Genomic DNA, 15,230 nt, shown 5'->3' on the forward strand with positions numbered 1-15,230 from the left:
TAGGCAAAAAAAAGTGGACCCGTTACCGGGTCCAAAACATAATATATATTCTCAAAAGGGGGTCATGTGATAAGTTTAACCCGCGGCTGTTAGAGTTTGATAACAGGTATATTTCATTTGTGTAACAAATTCCAAGTGATCCTTTCATCTTGAAATGTTCAGATCACATATTTCAGTCCCATTATGCCATGGAACGCAAGGTAAGCACCGTAAGCTCAGGTTTGCACAAGAAACGAAAAGGAAGCTGCGTCGTGCCGATTCCCCTGTTTACATAGAGCAGCATTCCTTGCGAACCTGTAGTATATAGTCCTTGCACATAACGCTTTGCCCCGGGCGGCGTGATCACCTCGCCAATCCAGGGCAAACGGATCTGGCCCCCATGGCTGTGCCCCGACAGTTGGAGATGGAATGAATAGGCCGCAGTCGTGTCTGCATAATCCGGCTCGTGCATTAAGAGCAGCTTGAACATCCCGTCGGGTAAATCTTGAATGGCCGCAGCCGGATCCGGCTGCCCCCAGAATACATCGTCCAAACCTGCCACGGCGATGACAGCACCCTCCCGCCTCAGCTTCACGGCCGTGTTCCGCAGCACGTGAAATCCGGCCTCTTCCTCCAAAGAGATTAGAGTCTCCACGTCTTCGTAATCATGGTTACCCAATATGGAAAAAAGGCCGAGAGGAGCTTTCAGCTCGGTGAACGGTTGAATGGCAGCCCTCATAGCCTCTGTATTGCCGTCCACCATATCCCCCGTGAAACAGATCATGTCCGGTTTCTCTTGTTGAATGGCTTGTACCAAGCGTGCCACATCTTTTGCCCCGGTGTGAAAGCCCAGATGCAAATCGCTAAACTGAACGACCTTCATCCCGTCAAAAGCCTTGGGCAGTGAAGGAACTGCCAAAGTCAGTCTTGAAATGTCCAATTGATGAGGCTCCCATAACGATGCGTAAGCCCCGCCTGCAACGCCAACGCCGACCACGGCGGAAACACCCATCTTCAGAAATTGGCGGCGCGACATCTTCGTCTGCATGACTTCTCGCTTTCCCCCTTCATGGGCTGTGCCATGCGGGGCTGCCGAGGATGGATTTCTCATAGATGGACATCCTCCTATATAATAATAAAGAGTACAGACTTTATCGTCCTTATGGTTATTCATATACATAGAATAGCAACAGAAAGGGGTTTACATATGACTGTTAACGATTCGATCGCAGCATTAGTTTCAGCTCAGCGGCGTTTTTTTCATAAAGACATTACGAAGGAAGTGGATTTCCGTCTGCAGCAGCTATCCAAGCTGCGCCAAGTTCTGATAGCCAGGGAAAACGATATCATGAAGGCCCTTCGCAAAGACCTGAACAAAAGTGAACAGGAGGCCTTCACGACGGAGATCGGCATTGTCTATAAGGAGCTTTCCTTTATCATAAAGAATCTGAAGCGCTGGGCCAAGCCGCAGCGAGTCAAAACCGCACTGACGCATGTAGGCAGCAAGGGAATGGTTTACCCTGAGCCCTACGGAACCGTACTGATTATTGCTCCCTGGAATTATCCTTGGCAATTGGCCCTCTCTCCGCTGATCGGAGCTTTGGCCGCCGGGAACACCGCGATTATAAAGCCCTCCGAGCTGACGCCTAACGTATCCGGACTCATTACGTCCATCATCACGGAGACGTTTGAGCCGCAATACGTGGCTTCGGTGGAGGGAGGACCCGAGGTAAGCACAAGCTTGCTGGAGCAGCCGATGGATTATATCTTCTTTACCGGCAGCACCCATGTCGGCAAAATCGTCATGCAAGCCGCCGCCAAGCAGTTGATCCCGGTGACGCTGGAGCTTGGAGGCAAAAGCCCCTGTATCGTCCACGAGGATGCCCCTCTGGCCCTGGCGGCAGCACGTATCGCATTTGGCAAATATACGAATGCCGGCCAAACCTGCGTCGCGCCGGATTATGTGCTCGTACACAGCAAGGTCAAGGAGAAGTTCATCGCGCACCTGAAAGACGCCATCACTTCGTTTTACGGCGAGAACCCTCTAACGAATCCCGACTATGGGCGCATGGTTTCGGAGAAGCATTTTGACCGGCTGTCCGGTTTTCTGAACAATGGAACCCTTCGCCATGGCGGGAACATCTCTAAGGAAAACTTGCGCATCGAGCCCACCGTTCTGGACGATATCACTTGGGATATGCCGGTTATGGAAGAAGAGATTTTCGGCCCCCTGTGTCCGATCCTGACTTATGAGGATGTACACGAAGCTGTCCAGGCGATTCATCACCGTCCCAAGCCGCTCGCTCTTTACTTGTTCACGGAGAATGAGGACGTTCAGGATTACGTGCTCTCCTCGGTTTCTTTTGGCGGGGGATGTGTCAACGATACGCTGATGCATCTGGCCACTCCCTTCCTTCCATTCGGGGGTGTCGGCGAGAGCGGGATGGGCGCCTACCACGGGGAACACAGCTTCCATACCTTCTCTCACAAGAAAAGCGTGCTCAAGCAGACCAACCGGTTCGATTTCAAATTACGCTATCCTTCCAAGAACGGACTCGGCATTCTAAAAAAGCTGATGAAGCCGTAGCTTTAACTAAGGTCTTGCACGCTTGACCACTAGCACAAATAAAAAAGGCGCATCGTCAAAGATGCGCTTTTTTACATGGATGAATGCTTTCTTCGATGCGGCTTACTGGCCTTCGCTTTCTCTTCACTGCCAGCCACATCCAAGCCGTCATCGCCCGGTGTGAAAATCCGGCGCAGCGTTCCCAGCATGGACAGCGCATACGCAACGGTAATGAAGCTGAAGGCAATCTCCAGCACTACGACAAGCCGGGACGTATTATCGATAGGGGCTACATCGCCATACCCGACCGTCACAAACGTTGCCATGCTGAAATACAGGAAGGTAATGAACTGGCTCAGCAAATCCTGGCCGATATTCTCGCCTTCGAAGGAAGTGCCTCCGAACAGCTTATAGATCGACATATACACCATCGTGAAAAACAAAATGCACATCCCCGCCGCCATGCTGATCCGAACCAAGGTTGTTTTCATATCAACATGCTGATGGACGGAGTCTGCAATCTTGTCGAATATGTACAGCACATAGAAAATAACGGAGCATAATGAAAACAACAGGATCAGAGCGCGCATGCCGCCATCTCCGGGCACCACGTTCATCAGATCGATCCACCCAAGCAAATCTTCAACCGATACGAGGACATAAATGAGCAGTGGAGCAAGCAGCAAAGGCCTGCTGGACCACTTCTTGTCCATACTGTAGAACAAATAAATCAACAGCAGGAAGCCCGTCAAATTGAGCAGCCACATCCACCATGACATTTTCAAGTCCCTCCTTTGGCTTGAGGTCTGAAGCTGCAGACCGTACCATTACACCTTTATTACCCTTGTAACGGTATTTATGCACCTGGAGGTCGCTGGTAGTTTCGCCCCTGCTCACTTTATACAACGTTCATGTCCGGCCGAGCCCTCATTAAAAAATAGCGCCAAAACACGCATGCGAGACAAACGAAAGCCGTTCAACTGCCTTGCTTTAGCATCTAACGGTTCTTCTCCAACCACTGTGCGGCATGATCCACCATGGCCCGTTGTTCGGCCAATACGCAGTCTGCCTTTCCTACATGGCCGTGCTTATATGCACCGGTGCATTCCGCTTCAAACGAGGCTCCAATCGCTTCAAAATCGTCGGAATGATAGTTGATATCCTGAAATGCCTCCCACTCTGTTATTCCCTGTACCCTGCGTACAGGCGCGTGGGCGGTAACCGCCTTCTTGCCTGCCCAATCCGCACGATATTCGCTTAAGTGGAAGGAAGTATTATTGCCGTAGCCGCTGCCCAGCATAAGCACGTAGGCCCCAGCTTCATATAAACGCGCCAGCGGCGAGACTTCTCCCAAGCCGTAATCCAGCGAATGGGGTTGCATAAGCGCCTTCGCATCCCTGCCGCGTGCAGCAAACGAAACATGCGGGTGTAGGCTTCGGATGACCCCTTCTTGCTTGCGGAACACTTCCGGTATGATCCCCATCCCTGATGTGACGGTCAGAGCCGGATCATAGGGAGGCATGCCTTCGCGGATCAGATCCCACCATTTCGGGTCGGCCGGAGGATTCCCCCATGTCTTCGGATCGGTTAAGTTCGCAGACTGCGTCGGCATCACCAGTGTCCCTTCATCGCCCAGTACGCCCTCCAGTGCCAGTATAACCGCCTCCGGACCGCCGACGATCCATCCGCCAAGGCTCTTAAGCGAGGAATGAACCAGCAGGGTCATTCCCTTCCTTACGCCCAGAGCAACCAGGTCATCGCTAATATCTTTTATCGTAATCGGTCTTTCAATGATCAAGTGACTCACCTCGATTTCAATATCCTAAAAAAACACATGATTTCTATCATACAACAAAAAAGCGCCTGTACCGAAGCCATGCCCCGGTCAGACGCCTTGGTGTTGAAATTAACCGATTAAACGCTAAGCCAGCGCTTAAACAGGTGTTTGGTTGTATCCTTGTTCATTTCCGCAATCGACGTGGTCAGCGGAATGCCCTTCGGACAAGAACGCACGCAGTTCTGCGAGTTGCCGCAGCCCTCGATGCCTCCGTCCTGCATTAGCGCTTCCAGACGCTCTTCCTTGTTCATCTCGCCTGTCGGGTGAGCATTGAACAAACGAACTTGGGAAATGGCGGCAGGTCCGATAAAGTCCGTTTTTTCGTTGACGTTCGGGCAAGCCTCAAGACATACACCGCATGTCATGCATTTGGACAGCTCGTAAGCCCACTGGCGCTTCTTCTCCGCCATTTTAGGTCCAGGGCCAAGGTCGTAGGTGCCATCGATCGGAATCCACGCCTTTACGCGCTTAAGCGCCGTGAACATGCGGCTGCGGTCGATTACCAAGTCTCTCACAACCGGGAAAGTCTTCATCGGCTGAATTCGGATCGGCTGTTCCAGCTTATCGATCAGAGCCGCACACGCTTGGCGCGGCTTGCCGTTAATGACCATGGAGCAAGCTCCACACACTTCTTCAAGGCAGTTGGAGTCCCAGCATACAGGTGCGGTCGTTTGGCCCTGCGCATTTTTGGGATTGCGCTGAATTTCCATCAGCGCACTTATAACGTTCATGCCGGGACGGTACGGAATTTCGAATTCCTCAGTATAGGATTTCGTCTCCGGATTGTCCTGACGTGTAATGATAAACTTAACGCTCTTTGAGGCGGCTGTCGTTTGAGACATCGTAAATCCCCCTTCCTTCTTACTTGTCTTTCGAATAGTCGCGAATACGCGGCGGGATTAAGGAAACATCCACTTCTTCGTATGAAATTTGCGGTCCATCAGGCGTCCAGGTCGCTTTGGTTGTCTTGAGGAATTCTTCATCATTACGATCAGGGAATTCCGGCTTGTAGTGAGCCCCGCGGCTTTCGTTCCGGAGAAGCGCACCCAGCGTCATGGCCTCGGACAGCTCCAGCATGTTCCACAGCTGGCGCGTGAACGCCACGCCCTGGTTATTCCAGCGGGAGGTATCCGTCATATTGATATTGCGGTAACGCTGCTTCAATTCCTTGATTTTGCCGATGGTAGCTTCAAGCTTGTCATTGTAGCGAACCACCGTCATGTTGTTGGTCATCCATTCGCCGAGCTCTTTATGGATTACATAAGCATTCTCGGTTCCTTCCATTTTGAGCAGGCCTTCGTATTTGGTCGTTTGCTCTTTCGCAGCGCGATCAAATACTGTGGAGGAAACATCCTCAGCGGACTTCTTCAGGCCTTTGACATATTCAATCGCCTTCGGTCCGGCCACCATACCGCCGTAGATGGCGGAAACCAGGGAGTTCGCTCCCAGACGGTTCGCACCGTGGTATTGATACTCGCATTCTCCGGCTGCGAACAGCCCCGGAATGTTCGTCATTTGGTTGTAATCAACCCACATGCCGCCCATGGAATAATGGACTGCCGGGAAGATCTTCATCGGGATTTTACGCGGATCATCGCCCATGAATTTCTCATAGATTTCAATGATGCCACCAAGCTTCACGTCCAGCTCTTTCGGATCTTTATGGGAGAGGTCGAGGTAGACCATGTTCTCGCCATTGATGCCAAGTCCCATATCGACGCAGACGGAGAAGATTTCACGCGTAGCGATGTCGCGCGGAACCAAGTTTCCGTAAGCTGGGTATTTCTCTTCGAGGAAGTACCATGGCTTCCCGTCTTTATAGGTCCAGATCCGTCCGCCTTCGCCGCGTGCCGATTCCGACATCAAGCGGAGCTTGTCATCGCCTGGAATGGCTGTCGGGTGAATCTGGATGAACTCGCCGTTGGCATAATGAACGCCTTGCTGATAAACGGCACTGGCCGCTGTTCCCGTGTTGATCACCGAGTTGGTCGTTTTTCCGAAAATAATACCAGGACCACCGCTTGCGAGAATGACTGCTTCAGCTTTGAACGACTTGATCTCCATCGAGCGCAGATCCTGAGCAGCGATACCGCGGCATACGCCTTCGTCGTCGATGATCGCATTCAGGAACTCCCAGTTCTCGTACTTGGTCACAAGACCCGCGGTTTCCCAGCGGCGAACCTGCTCATCAAGCGCATAGAGCAGCTGTTGTCCGGTCGTTGCGCCGGCAAACGCAGTCCGGTGACGCTTCGTTCCGCCGAAACGGCGGAAATCGAGCAGGCCTTCCGGCGTACGGTTAAACATAACGCCCATGCGGTCCATCAAGTGAATAATGCCCGGAGCCGCTTCACACATCGCTTTGACCGGAGGCTGATTCGCAAGGAAGTCGCCGCCGTACACCGTATCGTCAAAATGCTCCCAAGGAGAGTCACCCTCACCTTTCGTATTCACGGCGCCATTGATGCCGCCTTGCGCACACACGGAGTGAGAGCGTTTAACAGGTACAAGTGAGAATAGATGAACGTGAGCTCCTGCTTCTGCCGCTTTGATGGTTGCCATCAGCCCGGCGAGGCCTCCGCCCACTACAATAATATTAGATGCCATTTTTCGTTCACTCCCCTTAACTTAAGACTGTCTTAACTACATCGATCGCTGCCGTCGCCGCCTGGAATTCGGAGCCGCGGAATGCTGTCATAGCGAGAACAAACAGCACGCTCATCAATACGAACAAGCCCATGCAGATGTAAGTGGATACCTTCTGCGCGCGCGGACCGACGGTAATGCCCCAGCTGACGAGGAACGCCCACAGACCGTTAGCGAAGTGGAAGGTTGCGGAAACAACGCCGATGACGTACAGAGCAAACAGAACCGGATTGTTCATGATGCCGTGCATCGTGGCGCCCAAATCGTCATGCGTGATTTTGCCGATCATGATTTGGAAACGCGTATCGTACATATGCCAGATAACAAAAACGAACGTAATAACGCCGGTGATCCGTTGGATAGTAAAGCGGATGTTCCGTTCATAGTTGTAATTGCCCACGTTGTTATTCGCCTGGTAAGCAATGTATAACCCGTAGACGCCGTGATATAGCAGTGGCAGCCAGATCAGGAACAGCTCGAGGAAAAATACCAGCGGCATGCTGTTCAAAAAATGGACCGCGCTTGCGAAGCCTTCCTTTCCACCCTCGAAAGCCTTAAAGTTGGAAATCATATGGCTGAGCAAAAATGCCCCAAGCGGTATGACACCGAGTAAAGAATGCAGCTTTCTGGAATAATACCCTTTCATCAGTTGACGTTCCCCTTTCCAATGTGCAGCGTTTTCATTTTCAATCTTTCCTATTTTCAGAACAATTACACTTACCCTGTCCTAAAGAGGTTGTTCACAAGGCCCGCTTTGGATTACGAAGTGAATCAGGAAGCCACTCGGCATCTAAACCGACCTTTATGAACTAACATTAAACCGTTGCAACGACAAAAAGCTGCCGATTTCGGCAATCGTGTGAACAACTTGTGTCATGTTTCATGTTACTCCTTTTTTTCTTATAATGGAATTGCAATATAATTATTAATCGTTATAATCTATACGCATAAGCAATGTTTTGCACGCATGTCTATTTTATATAGGAGGAATTTTATGTTCGAAGAACTGGACATGTTCGCCGTCGTTGTAGAGCAATCCAGCATAAACCAGGCCTCCAAGCTGCTTAACTTGTCCCAGCCGGCCCTGTCCCGGAAAATAGCCAAGCTGGAGGACCAGCTCGGGCTGCAGCTGTTCAACCGCCGGGGCAAACGGCTGGAGCTTACCTCCATCGGACAGATTGTCTACACCTTTGCCCTGGAGCAGCGGCAGCAGCAGATCAAATTCATGCAAACGTTGGCCCATTACCGGGAGGGGGATCAGATCTCGATCAACTTGGGGGCCAGCCTGACCACCCTTCAGACGACCTTGCCCCCGCTCGTTAACGCATTCATGGAGCGACATCCCGCGGCCGAAATCAAGCTGATTACCGGCAAGACCCATGAAATCGTTTCTTATGTAAGAGATAAACGCGTCGATGTCGGCATTGTCGCCTCCTCCATCAACCAGCCCGGATTAAACTGCATCCCGTTGTTTGATGACCATCTGGAGCTTGTCATCCCATCTTCACACCCGCTGGCGGAGCTCGACGATGTTGGAATCGAGCAGCTCCAAGGCTTGCCGATGATCATTTTCTCGACTGGAACCTGGTACCGCAAGCTGACAGATGACCTGTTCCACCGCTGGGGCATTATGCCGGATATCCGGATGGAGATCGACTCCTTCGAAGCGATCGTCAGGCTCATCCCGACCTGCAAGGCGGCCGCACTTCTGCCCAAATCCTATCTCAGGCCGCAGCTGCTATCCGATAACGGGCTTGTCGACATTCATATTCCGGCACTCATCGAAACCCGGCGGACGACTTCGCTGATCTACGGCCAAGCCTCGGATTTAAGCAAGGCAGCCAGCCGCTGGATTGACGAAACGGAAATTCTGTTCCGTAAGCTGGAGGAGGATAAAACCAAGAAAACCTGACGATATGCATGACCGTCAGGTTTTTTTCTTCTATATTTATTTTTCGAGCATATTCACGACCTCAGACTCAAAGCGATCCACATTATCATTCGAACCGATAACGACCATAATGTCGCCGGAGTTCACCACGTCCATGGCTGTCGGCGCTACGATGATGCCGGATTGTTTATTCAGGGCCACCACGCTGACACCGTAACGAACTCTCGTATTGAGCTCGCTAAGCGTTTTTCCGTCCATGCAGTCCGTGACCGTCATCTCCACAATCAGATAGTCCTTGGATAATTCAATATAGTCAAGCAGATTGGGCGTGACCAGCTGGTGAGCTACCCGGATCCCCATATCCCGTTCCGGAAAGATCACCCGGTCCACGCCCAGTTTCTCCAGCGCCCGGCCGTGCAGCACCGAAATCGCCTTGGCAACGACCATGGTGACACCAAGCTCTTTCAACAAGATGGCGGATAAGATGCTCATCTGAATATCGTTTCCGATCGCAACAATGCCGCAATCGAAGTTACGGATACCGAGCGATTTAAGCACCTCTTCATCGGTAGCATCCGCTACCACCGTGTGTGTCAGCAGCTCGCTCATATCCTCGACAACCTCTTCATTTCGGTCGATGCCGAGCACCTCATATCCCTGTTCCATCAGCTCAAGCGCCAGGCTGGCGCCAAATCGTCCCAAACCGATGATTGCAAATTGCTTTGGTTTCATGTCTCTCCAGTACTCCTTATCCAATAATCATTTTGCCTTCCGGATGACGATATAATTCTTTACCCTTTTTCGGCCCCAGTGCATAAGCAAGCGTCAAAGGCCCCAACCGCCCTGCAAACATCGTAATGCTGATCAAAACCTTCCCGAACACTGTCAGATCAGGCGTTAAGCCCATGGATAGACCCACCGTACCGAAGGCGGACGTCGTTTCGAATAGAATCTCCAGGAAGTCCCCTTCCTCTGTCGTCGACAGAATCATCGATACGGTTAGAACGAGCAGCAGTGCCAGTAATGCAATGGTCAGTGCCTTCAGCACCCGCTCCTGGGCCAGGCGATAACGGAACATGACGATGTCCTCACGCCCGCGCATCATGGCGATGACCGCCCCCACCATAATGGTGAAGGTTGTTGTTTTGATACCACCCCCGGTTGACCCTGGGGATGCTCCGATAAACATCAGAATAACGATAAAAAATTGCGTGGCCTGTCTAAGCCCCGTAATATCTATAGTATTCGCGCCAGCTGTACGCGGCGTTACGGATTGGAATAATGCGCCGAAGAATTTTCCGCCCCAATTCAGGGAGCCGAGCGTCCTCGGATTGGTGAATTCAAAAATAAGAATGACGATAAATCCAACCAGCAGCAAGGTAGCCGTCATGGTGAGCACTACTTTGGAGTGCAAGGAAAGTCTCCGCTGTTTCCGGAAATCAATCAGATCGGATAATACGATAAAACCGATGCCGCCCGAGACGATCAAAAACATCACGACAACGTTGACTACAGGATCATAGACATACCCGGTCAAACTCCGAAAATCGCCAAACAAATCGAAACCGGCGTTGTTAAACATCGTGACCGCATGAAAAACACCATAATAAATCGCTTGGCCGATCGGCATGTCAAACGCCCAGCGGATCGATAGAATCAAGGCACCGCAGGCCTCGATGATCAGGGAATACAGGAGCACTCTGCGAATCAGCCTTACGATTCCTTCCATCGAGGACTGATTCATCGCTTCCTGCAGAATGAGGCGATCCTTGAGCGATATGCGCCTTTTGAGAGCCAAGGCAAACAAAGTGGCCATCGTCATGAATCCGAGCCCGCCGATCTGAATCAGCAGCATGATCACGATCTGTCCGAAGGAGCTGAATGTCGTTCCTGTATCCACCACAACCAGCCCCGTTACGCAAGTTGCCGATGTCGAAGTGAACAAGGCATCGATAAATTCCAGCGGTTCACCTGTACTTGTGGATATCGGCAGCATTAACAGCGCCGTCCCGATGAAAATAATAGCCGCGAAACCAAGCACGAGAATCTGCGGCGGAGACAACCTGAGCCAGTTCAATTTAGAGTTCAATCGGTCACCTTCTTAAAAAAAATCAAGAAAAAAAGACACTGGAAAACGCAGTGCCCTTTACGGTCTGGTTCCTGTGCTGCAGCCTACGAGGTTAGCTGACGGATTCGGGCATTTTCACAGGTCGCCCTATTCATTATTCTGGGAATAATGAAATTCACCCCAATTACATGGTTCCCCCATTTTCAGTACGAAATTCGGCTGGAATATTCAGTTCCTTGAAGCATGATGTGATTATAACGCAATCCGGTACGTAACCCAATGCCGTTTTTCACCCAAAAAATCTTTAAAAGAGCGCGAATTGGGCATATTCAAGAATACAAGCATAGGGTTCTCTAACGTTTTCGAAACCTTTCATTCATTTTCATCGATTTGTTTCATTATTCCGGGATATTGGGATAAGCTGCTTATGACTTTCATAACTATGTTATATTGACTCTATGCGTTCTTAATCAGGCATATCGAATACCAGTGGGAGTATCAACTTTCTTAGAGGAGGAATTTCATGAATCGTGCAAGAGAGCCCTTGAAGCTGAAACCCAATCTGAAGCAGCTCATCGCGCCTGCCGCAGTCGGCCTGATTCTGTTCCTATTATTTCAGGTGTTTCCGTCGACGAATTCGGATTCTACCGAGATGGCATCTCCGAATATCATATCCAAGGAGCAGGCTCGGCAAGCGGCTTCAAGCTTTGCTCAGGAGTTTTTGCAGTTTACGGCTGCAAAAACGGATGACACGCTGGTTACATATCAATCCAAATCGGAACTTTACGGATATCTGGCGAAGGAAAAAAGACTTTCGGAATACAACAAAACCTATGAAGCCAAATATCCCTATGACGTATACCGCGTTCGCTTCAGCGAGCCGGGCGGCGATGCCCTCAACGTGGACGTGCACATGCAAAATTCAGGCATCGTCGGCTTCTCATACGATTACACCCGCTCCAGCTATGACCGGATTGAGCTGAACAAGGGCGATGTACAAAGGCAGATGCTGCTTGTCGTCGAGGACGGCATGTCATTAGCCGAGAAGCAGGCTCTCGCTGAGCCTTGGCTCCAGCGAGCGGGCTATGATCCTTCGCAACTGGAGCTGGTTACCCGGGAAGGGGAACCCCGGCTCCGGTATGTGGATCCGGAATCCAAGATCGGCGATTCCAGATTGGAGCACCGTTTCACCTTCGAGCAGGGGAAATTACGCTCCTATGAGCCATCTTTTTCGGTCCCGGCCGCCCATTCCGCCTATGTCAACAAGCAGACCCAAGATGCCACGCTGCTGACGCTCGCAGGGTATGGCCTGTTCACCCTCATCCTTGGCATACTTGCGATTGTGTACAGCGTGAAGACCAGAGCCTACACGTCGTTTAAGCGCGGCCTGTTCCTATCGGCGCTACTGTTTGTCATTCAGATGCTGAATACGTACAATCTGATTCCCGTTTTCAAATCCGAGGGGATGTCGCAAACCGGCATACTCGGGATGATGATTTTCTATGCGGTCTATTCGCTCATCTTCTCAGCTCTGCTCTACTTCTCCCTTGTCGGGGGCAGCGGGCTATGGCTCAAAGAAGACGGGCTCAATCCTTGGCCGCGCGCCAAAGAACCCGGATACGGTCATTATGTGCTGGACAGCATGAAGCTGGGGTATATGTGGGCTTTCATCCTGCTTGGGGTCCAATCCATTATCTTTGTCGTTCTGGGCCTGACCTTGAATACATGGTCCACTACGGATGCCACACAGTCGCCTTACAACATGCTCTATCCTTGGCTCTTTCCGCTGATGGCCTGGCTGGCCGGCATATCCGAGGAGGCCGTCTATCGGCTGTTCGGCATCAAAATGCTGAAAAAGATCGTCCGCAATACGTTCGTGGCCAGTTTGATCACTTCGATCATTTGGGCGCTCGGGCATACACTCTATCCGATATACCCTGTTATTTCCCGGCCCATTGAACTGGTTATCATCGGCTTGCTGTTCAGCTACATCTTTTTGAAATACGGGTATTTGGCGGCCATGTTCTCCCACGTCATCTTTAATAGCATCTTGATGGGCATTAGCCTGATCCTGCTCAAGGATACCAGCAACTTGCTGATGGGTGCGTTCTACATGGTGCTTCCGGCGATGGTCGCCTTTGCGATTTACCGTTTCAATCCAACAAAAAAAGAGAAGCCGTATGTCACGACTCCTCCTCACGAAGTGCATTAAGAATTTCCGTTGCTAATTTCTCACCGATTGAAAGGGGCTTGAAGTCTTCGACTGAAGCCTCTTTTATTTTTTTGACTGAGCCAAAATGCTTTAACAGCAGCTTGCGGCGCTTCTCTCCAATGCCCGGAATGGAATCCAGCTTGGAGGATACCATCGATTTGCCGCGCTGTTCGCGGTGGAAGGAAATCGCAAACCGGTGAACCTCATCCTGAATGCGCTGCAGCAAATAGAACTCCTGGCTGTCCCGGGGAAGCGTAACCGGCTCCGGCGGGTCTCCGACCATGAGCTGCGCTGTTTTATGCTTGGCATCCTTCACAAGCCCACAGACCGGGATAAACAGCCCCAGCTCATTCTCAAGCACATCGATGGCGGCGGAAATCTGCCCCTTCCCTCCATCGACCACAATCAGATCGGGAAGCGGCAAATTCTCCTTCAAGACGCGCTCGTACCGCCGCCGGATGACTTCACGCATCGTATCATAATCGTCCGGTCCCAGCACGGTACGGATCTTGTACTTCCGGTATTCCTTCTTGTCCGGTTTCCCATTGGTGAATACAACCATGGCCGATACCGGATTGGTCCCCTGAATGTTCGAGTTATCAAATGCCTCGATCCGGTTCAGCGACTGGAGGCCGATCACTTCGCCCAGATTCGCCGCGGCAACCGAGGTGCGTTCTTCATCGCGTTCAATCAAGCGGAATTTCTCGTCCAAGGACACCTTCGCATTATCCGATGCCATGCCCACCATCTGCTTCTTCAAGCCTCGCTGCGGCACATGCACCTTCACGCCGAGCCATTCCTGCAGGGCGGCAGCCCCTCCGGCTGCATCCACGATGCCCGCAGCTTCCGCCTGCTCCTCCTGTGCCTGGGCAAGGGCAGCCTGCTGCGCATCCAATGTCCCTGCGGAAAGCGGATTCGCCGAATCCACGGCTTCCTCTGCGCTTCGCACACCTGCATCCGCAGCCGTTCCCGTAATCGACTCCGAACCAGCCTCGTCTATCAACAGAGGCTCAGGCAGCAGAATTTCCTGCGGCAATGCAGGATTATCGCTGTAATACTGGGCAATAAAAGACATAAAGTCGCTGTGCGCATCGCCGTAGAACGGAAAAACGGATTTGTTGCGCTGCACCATTTTCCCTTGGCGCATGTACAGAATCTGCACGCACATCCAGCCTTTATCCACAGCATAACCGAATACGTCGCGGTCCCGCGTATCCGTCGTCGTAATCTTCTGCTTCTCCATCAGCGTATCAATATGGATGATCTGATCCCGCAGCTCTTTGGCTCGCTCGAAATACAAATCCTCCGCGGCCTCCTGCATCTTGCGCTGCAGCTCCTTCTTGATCTCCTCATGCCCACCGCTAAGAAATGATGTAATCTCCCCGGTGATCTGCTCATATGCAGACTTTGGAATTTCCTTCACACATGGAGCCAAGCATTGCCCCATATGATAGTACAAACACACTTCTTTCGGCATGACGCCGCATTTGCGCAAAGGATACATCCGGTCCAGCAGCTTCTTGGTCTGCTGTGCCGCGTAAGCATTCGGGTAGGGACCAAAATATTTGGCTTTATCTTTAAGCACCCTTCTGGTTACTTCCAGACGGGGATGCTCTTCATTCGTTATTTTAAGATATGGATAGGTTTTATCATCCTTCAGCAGCACGTTGAATCTCGGCTGATGGGTTTTGATCAGGTTGCACTCCAGAATCAATGCTTCCATGTTGCTGCCGGTTACAATGTATTCGAAATCGCGGATTTCCGAAACCAGCATCTGGGTCTTCCCGTTATGGCTTCCGGTAAAATAAGAGCGTACCCGGTTCTTCAGCACTTTGGCCTTGCCCACATAAATAATCGTGCCTTCATGATTCTTCATCAAGTAACAGCCGGGCTGGTCCGGCAGCAATGCCAGCTTGTGGCGAATATTTTCCAGCGCCTTCTCCTGGTCCTGAAGCTGTTTGGCAAAATCGTCCATGCTGTCCCTCCTCTCCAAGGAGATTATATAGTATTAACCATAAATATAAAACACGATGA

Annotated in this window: 12 protein-coding genes and 1 riboswitch; of the genes, 3 read left to right on the top strand and 9 right to left on the bottom strand. The window is 51.3% G+C overall.

All coding sequences use genetic code 11. From position 1 onward, the window contains the following. Positions 1 to 181: 181 nt before the first annotated feature. Positions 182 to 1,090: a metallophosphoesterase gene (locus M4D81_RS21290; RefSeq protein ID WP_260067992.1), complete on the bottom strand. Its 909-nt coding sequence runs from the start codon at positions 1,088 to 1,090 to the stop codon at positions 182 to 184. A gap of 96 nt (positions 1,091 to 1,186) precedes the next feature. On the opposite strand from M4D81_RS21290, the gene M4D81_RS21295 reads away from it, so the two are divergent. Beyond that, the gene (locus M4D81_RS21295) at positions 1,187 to 2,566 is read left to right on the top strand and encodes an aldehyde dehydrogenase (protein ID WP_260067993.1); all 1,380 of its coding nucleotides are present in this window, start codon (positions 1,187 to 1,189) and stop codon (positions 2,564 to 2,566) included. Between the two features lie 71 nt (positions 2,567 to 2,637). Here M4D81_RS21295 and M4D81_RS21300 read toward each other — a convergent pair whose 3' ends face one another. The 5 genes from M4D81_RS21300 to M4D81_RS21320 all read right to left on the bottom strand — a co-directional run bounded on the left by M4D81_RS21300 (position 2,638) and on the right by M4D81_RS21320 (position 7,671). Next, positions 2,638 to 3,324 carry a potassium channel family protein gene (locus M4D81_RS21300; RefSeq protein ID WP_260067994.1) on the bottom strand — a complete coding sequence of 229 codons (687 nt, stop codon included), beginning with the start codon at positions 3,322 to 3,324 and terminating at the stop codon, positions 2,638 to 2,640. 218 nt (positions 3,325 to 3,542) lie between these two features. After that, the gene (locus M4D81_RS21305) at positions 3,543 to 4,343 is read right to left on the bottom strand and encodes an AAC(3) family N-acetyltransferase (RefSeq protein ID WP_260067995.1); all 801 of its coding nucleotides are present in this window, start codon (positions 4,341 to 4,343) and stop codon (positions 3,543 to 3,545) included. A gap of 116 nt (positions 4,344 to 4,459) precedes the next feature. Continuing rightward, positions 4,460 to 5,224, bottom strand: coding sequence for a succinate dehydrogenase iron-sulfur subunit (gene sdhB / locus M4D81_RS21310; RefSeq protein ID WP_071222415.1), 765 nt, complete (start codon positions 5,222 to 5,224; stop codon positions 4,460 to 4,462). Positions 5,225 to 5,243: 19 nt separating this feature from the next. Continuing rightward, entirely contained in the window at positions 5,244 to 6,986 is a 1,743-nt protein-coding gene (gene sdhA, locus M4D81_RS21315) for a succinate dehydrogenase flavoprotein subunit (RefSeq protein WP_071222414.1), read from the bottom strand. A gap of 16 nt (positions 6,987 to 7,002) precedes the next feature. After that, positions 7,003 to 7,671, bottom strand: coding sequence for a succinate dehydrogenase cytochrome b558 subunit (locus M4D81_RS21320; RefSeq protein ID WP_071222413.1), 669 nt, complete (start codon positions 7,669 to 7,671; stop codon positions 7,003 to 7,005). Positions 7,672 to 8,019: 348 nt separating this feature from the next. Here M4D81_RS21320 and M4D81_RS21325 point away from each other — a divergent pair, with 348 nt between their 5' ends. After that, positions 8,020 to 8,937 (top strand): LysR family transcriptional regulator, encoded by a 918-nt coding sequence (locus M4D81_RS21325; protein ID WP_071222412.1) that lies wholly within the window; start codon positions 8,020 to 8,022, stop codon positions 8,935 to 8,937. A 36-nt stretch (positions 8,938 to 8,973) separates the two neighbouring features. Here the strand turns inward: M4D81_RS21325 and M4D81_RS21330 are convergent, their stop codons facing one another. Both M4D81_RS21330 and M4D81_RS21335 read right to left on the bottom strand, forming a co-directional pair. Next, entirely contained in the window at positions 8,974 to 9,648 is a 675-nt protein-coding gene (locus tag M4D81_RS21330; RefSeq protein WP_260067996.1) for a potassium channel family protein, read from the bottom strand. 16 nt (positions 9,649 to 9,664) lie between these two features. Next, entirely contained in the window at positions 9,665 to 11,005 is a 1,341-nt protein-coding gene (locus M4D81_RS21335) for a TrkH family potassium uptake protein (protein WP_260067997.1), read from the bottom strand. Between the two features lie 65 nt (positions 11,006 to 11,070). Then, positions 11,071 to 11,215, bottom strand: a riboswitch (cyclic di-AMP (ydaO/yuaA leader). Positions 11,216 to 11,507: 292 nt separating this feature from the next. Here M4D81_RS21335 and M4D81_RS21340 point away from each other — a divergent pair. Next, positions 11,508 to 13,196: a CPBP family intramembrane glutamic endopeptidase gene (locus M4D81_RS21340; RefSeq protein ID WP_260067998.1), complete on the top strand. Its 1,689-nt coding sequence runs from the start codon at positions 11,508 to 11,510 to the stop codon at positions 13,194 to 13,196. Here M4D81_RS21340 and uvrC read toward each other — a convergent pair. Beyond that, positions 13,168 to 15,171: an excinuclease ABC subunit UvrC gene (uvrC, locus tag M4D81_RS21345; protein ID WP_260067999.1), complete on the bottom strand. Its 2,004-nt coding sequence runs from the start codon at positions 15,169 to 15,171 to the stop codon at positions 13,168 to 13,170. The two genes, M4D81_RS21340 and uvrC, sit on opposite strands and share 29 nt — an antisense overlap. Between the last annotated feature and the right edge of the window lie 59 nt (positions 15,172 to 15,230).

Origin of the sequence: Paenibacillus sp. p3-SID867, assembly GCF_025142895.1 — a bacterium.
Lineage (GTDB): Bacteria > Bacillota > Bacilli > Paenibacillales > Paenibacillaceae > Paenibacillus_AQ.

Bases quoted from the DNA above. Each gene is read 5' to 3' on its own strand.
- M4D81_RS21290 (WP_260067992.1), bottom strand. From the start codon at position 1,090: ATGAGAAATCCATCCTCGGCAGCCCCGCATGGCACAGCCCATGAAGGG.
- M4D81_RS21295 (WP_260067993.1), top strand. From the start codon at position 1,187: ATGACTGTTAACGATTCGATCGCAGCATTAGTTTCAGCTCAGCGGCGT.
- M4D81_RS21300 (WP_260067994.1), bottom strand. From the start codon at position 3,324: ATGTCATGGTGGATGTGGCTGCTCAATTTGACGGGCTTCCTGCTGTTG.
- sdhB (WP_071222415.1), bottom strand. From the start codon at position 5,224: ATGTCTCAAACGACAGCCGCCTCAAAGAGCGTTAAGTTTATCATTACA.
- sdhA (WP_071222414.1), bottom strand. From the start codon at position 6,986: ATGGCATCTAATATTATTGTAGTGGGCGGAGGCCTCGCCGGGCTGATG.
- M4D81_RS21320 (WP_071222413.1), bottom strand. From the start codon at position 7,671: ATGAAAGGGTATTATTCCAGAAAGCTGCATTCTTTACTCGGTGTCATA.
- M4D81_RS21325 (WP_071222412.1), top strand. From the start codon at position 8,020: ATGTTCGAAGAACTGGACATGTTCGCCGTCGTTGTAGAGCAATCCAGC.
- M4D81_RS21330 (WP_260067996.1), bottom strand. From the start codon at position 9,648: ATGAAACCAAAGCAATTTGCAATCATCGGTTTGGGACGATTTGGCGCC.
- M4D81_RS21340 (WP_260067998.1), top strand. From the start codon at position 11,508: ATGAATCGTGCAAGAGAGCCCTTGAAGCTGAAACCCAATCTGAAGCAG.
- uvrC (WP_260067999.1), bottom strand. From the start codon at position 15,171: ATGGACGATTTTGCCAAACAGCTTCAGGACCAGGAGAAGGCGCTGGAA.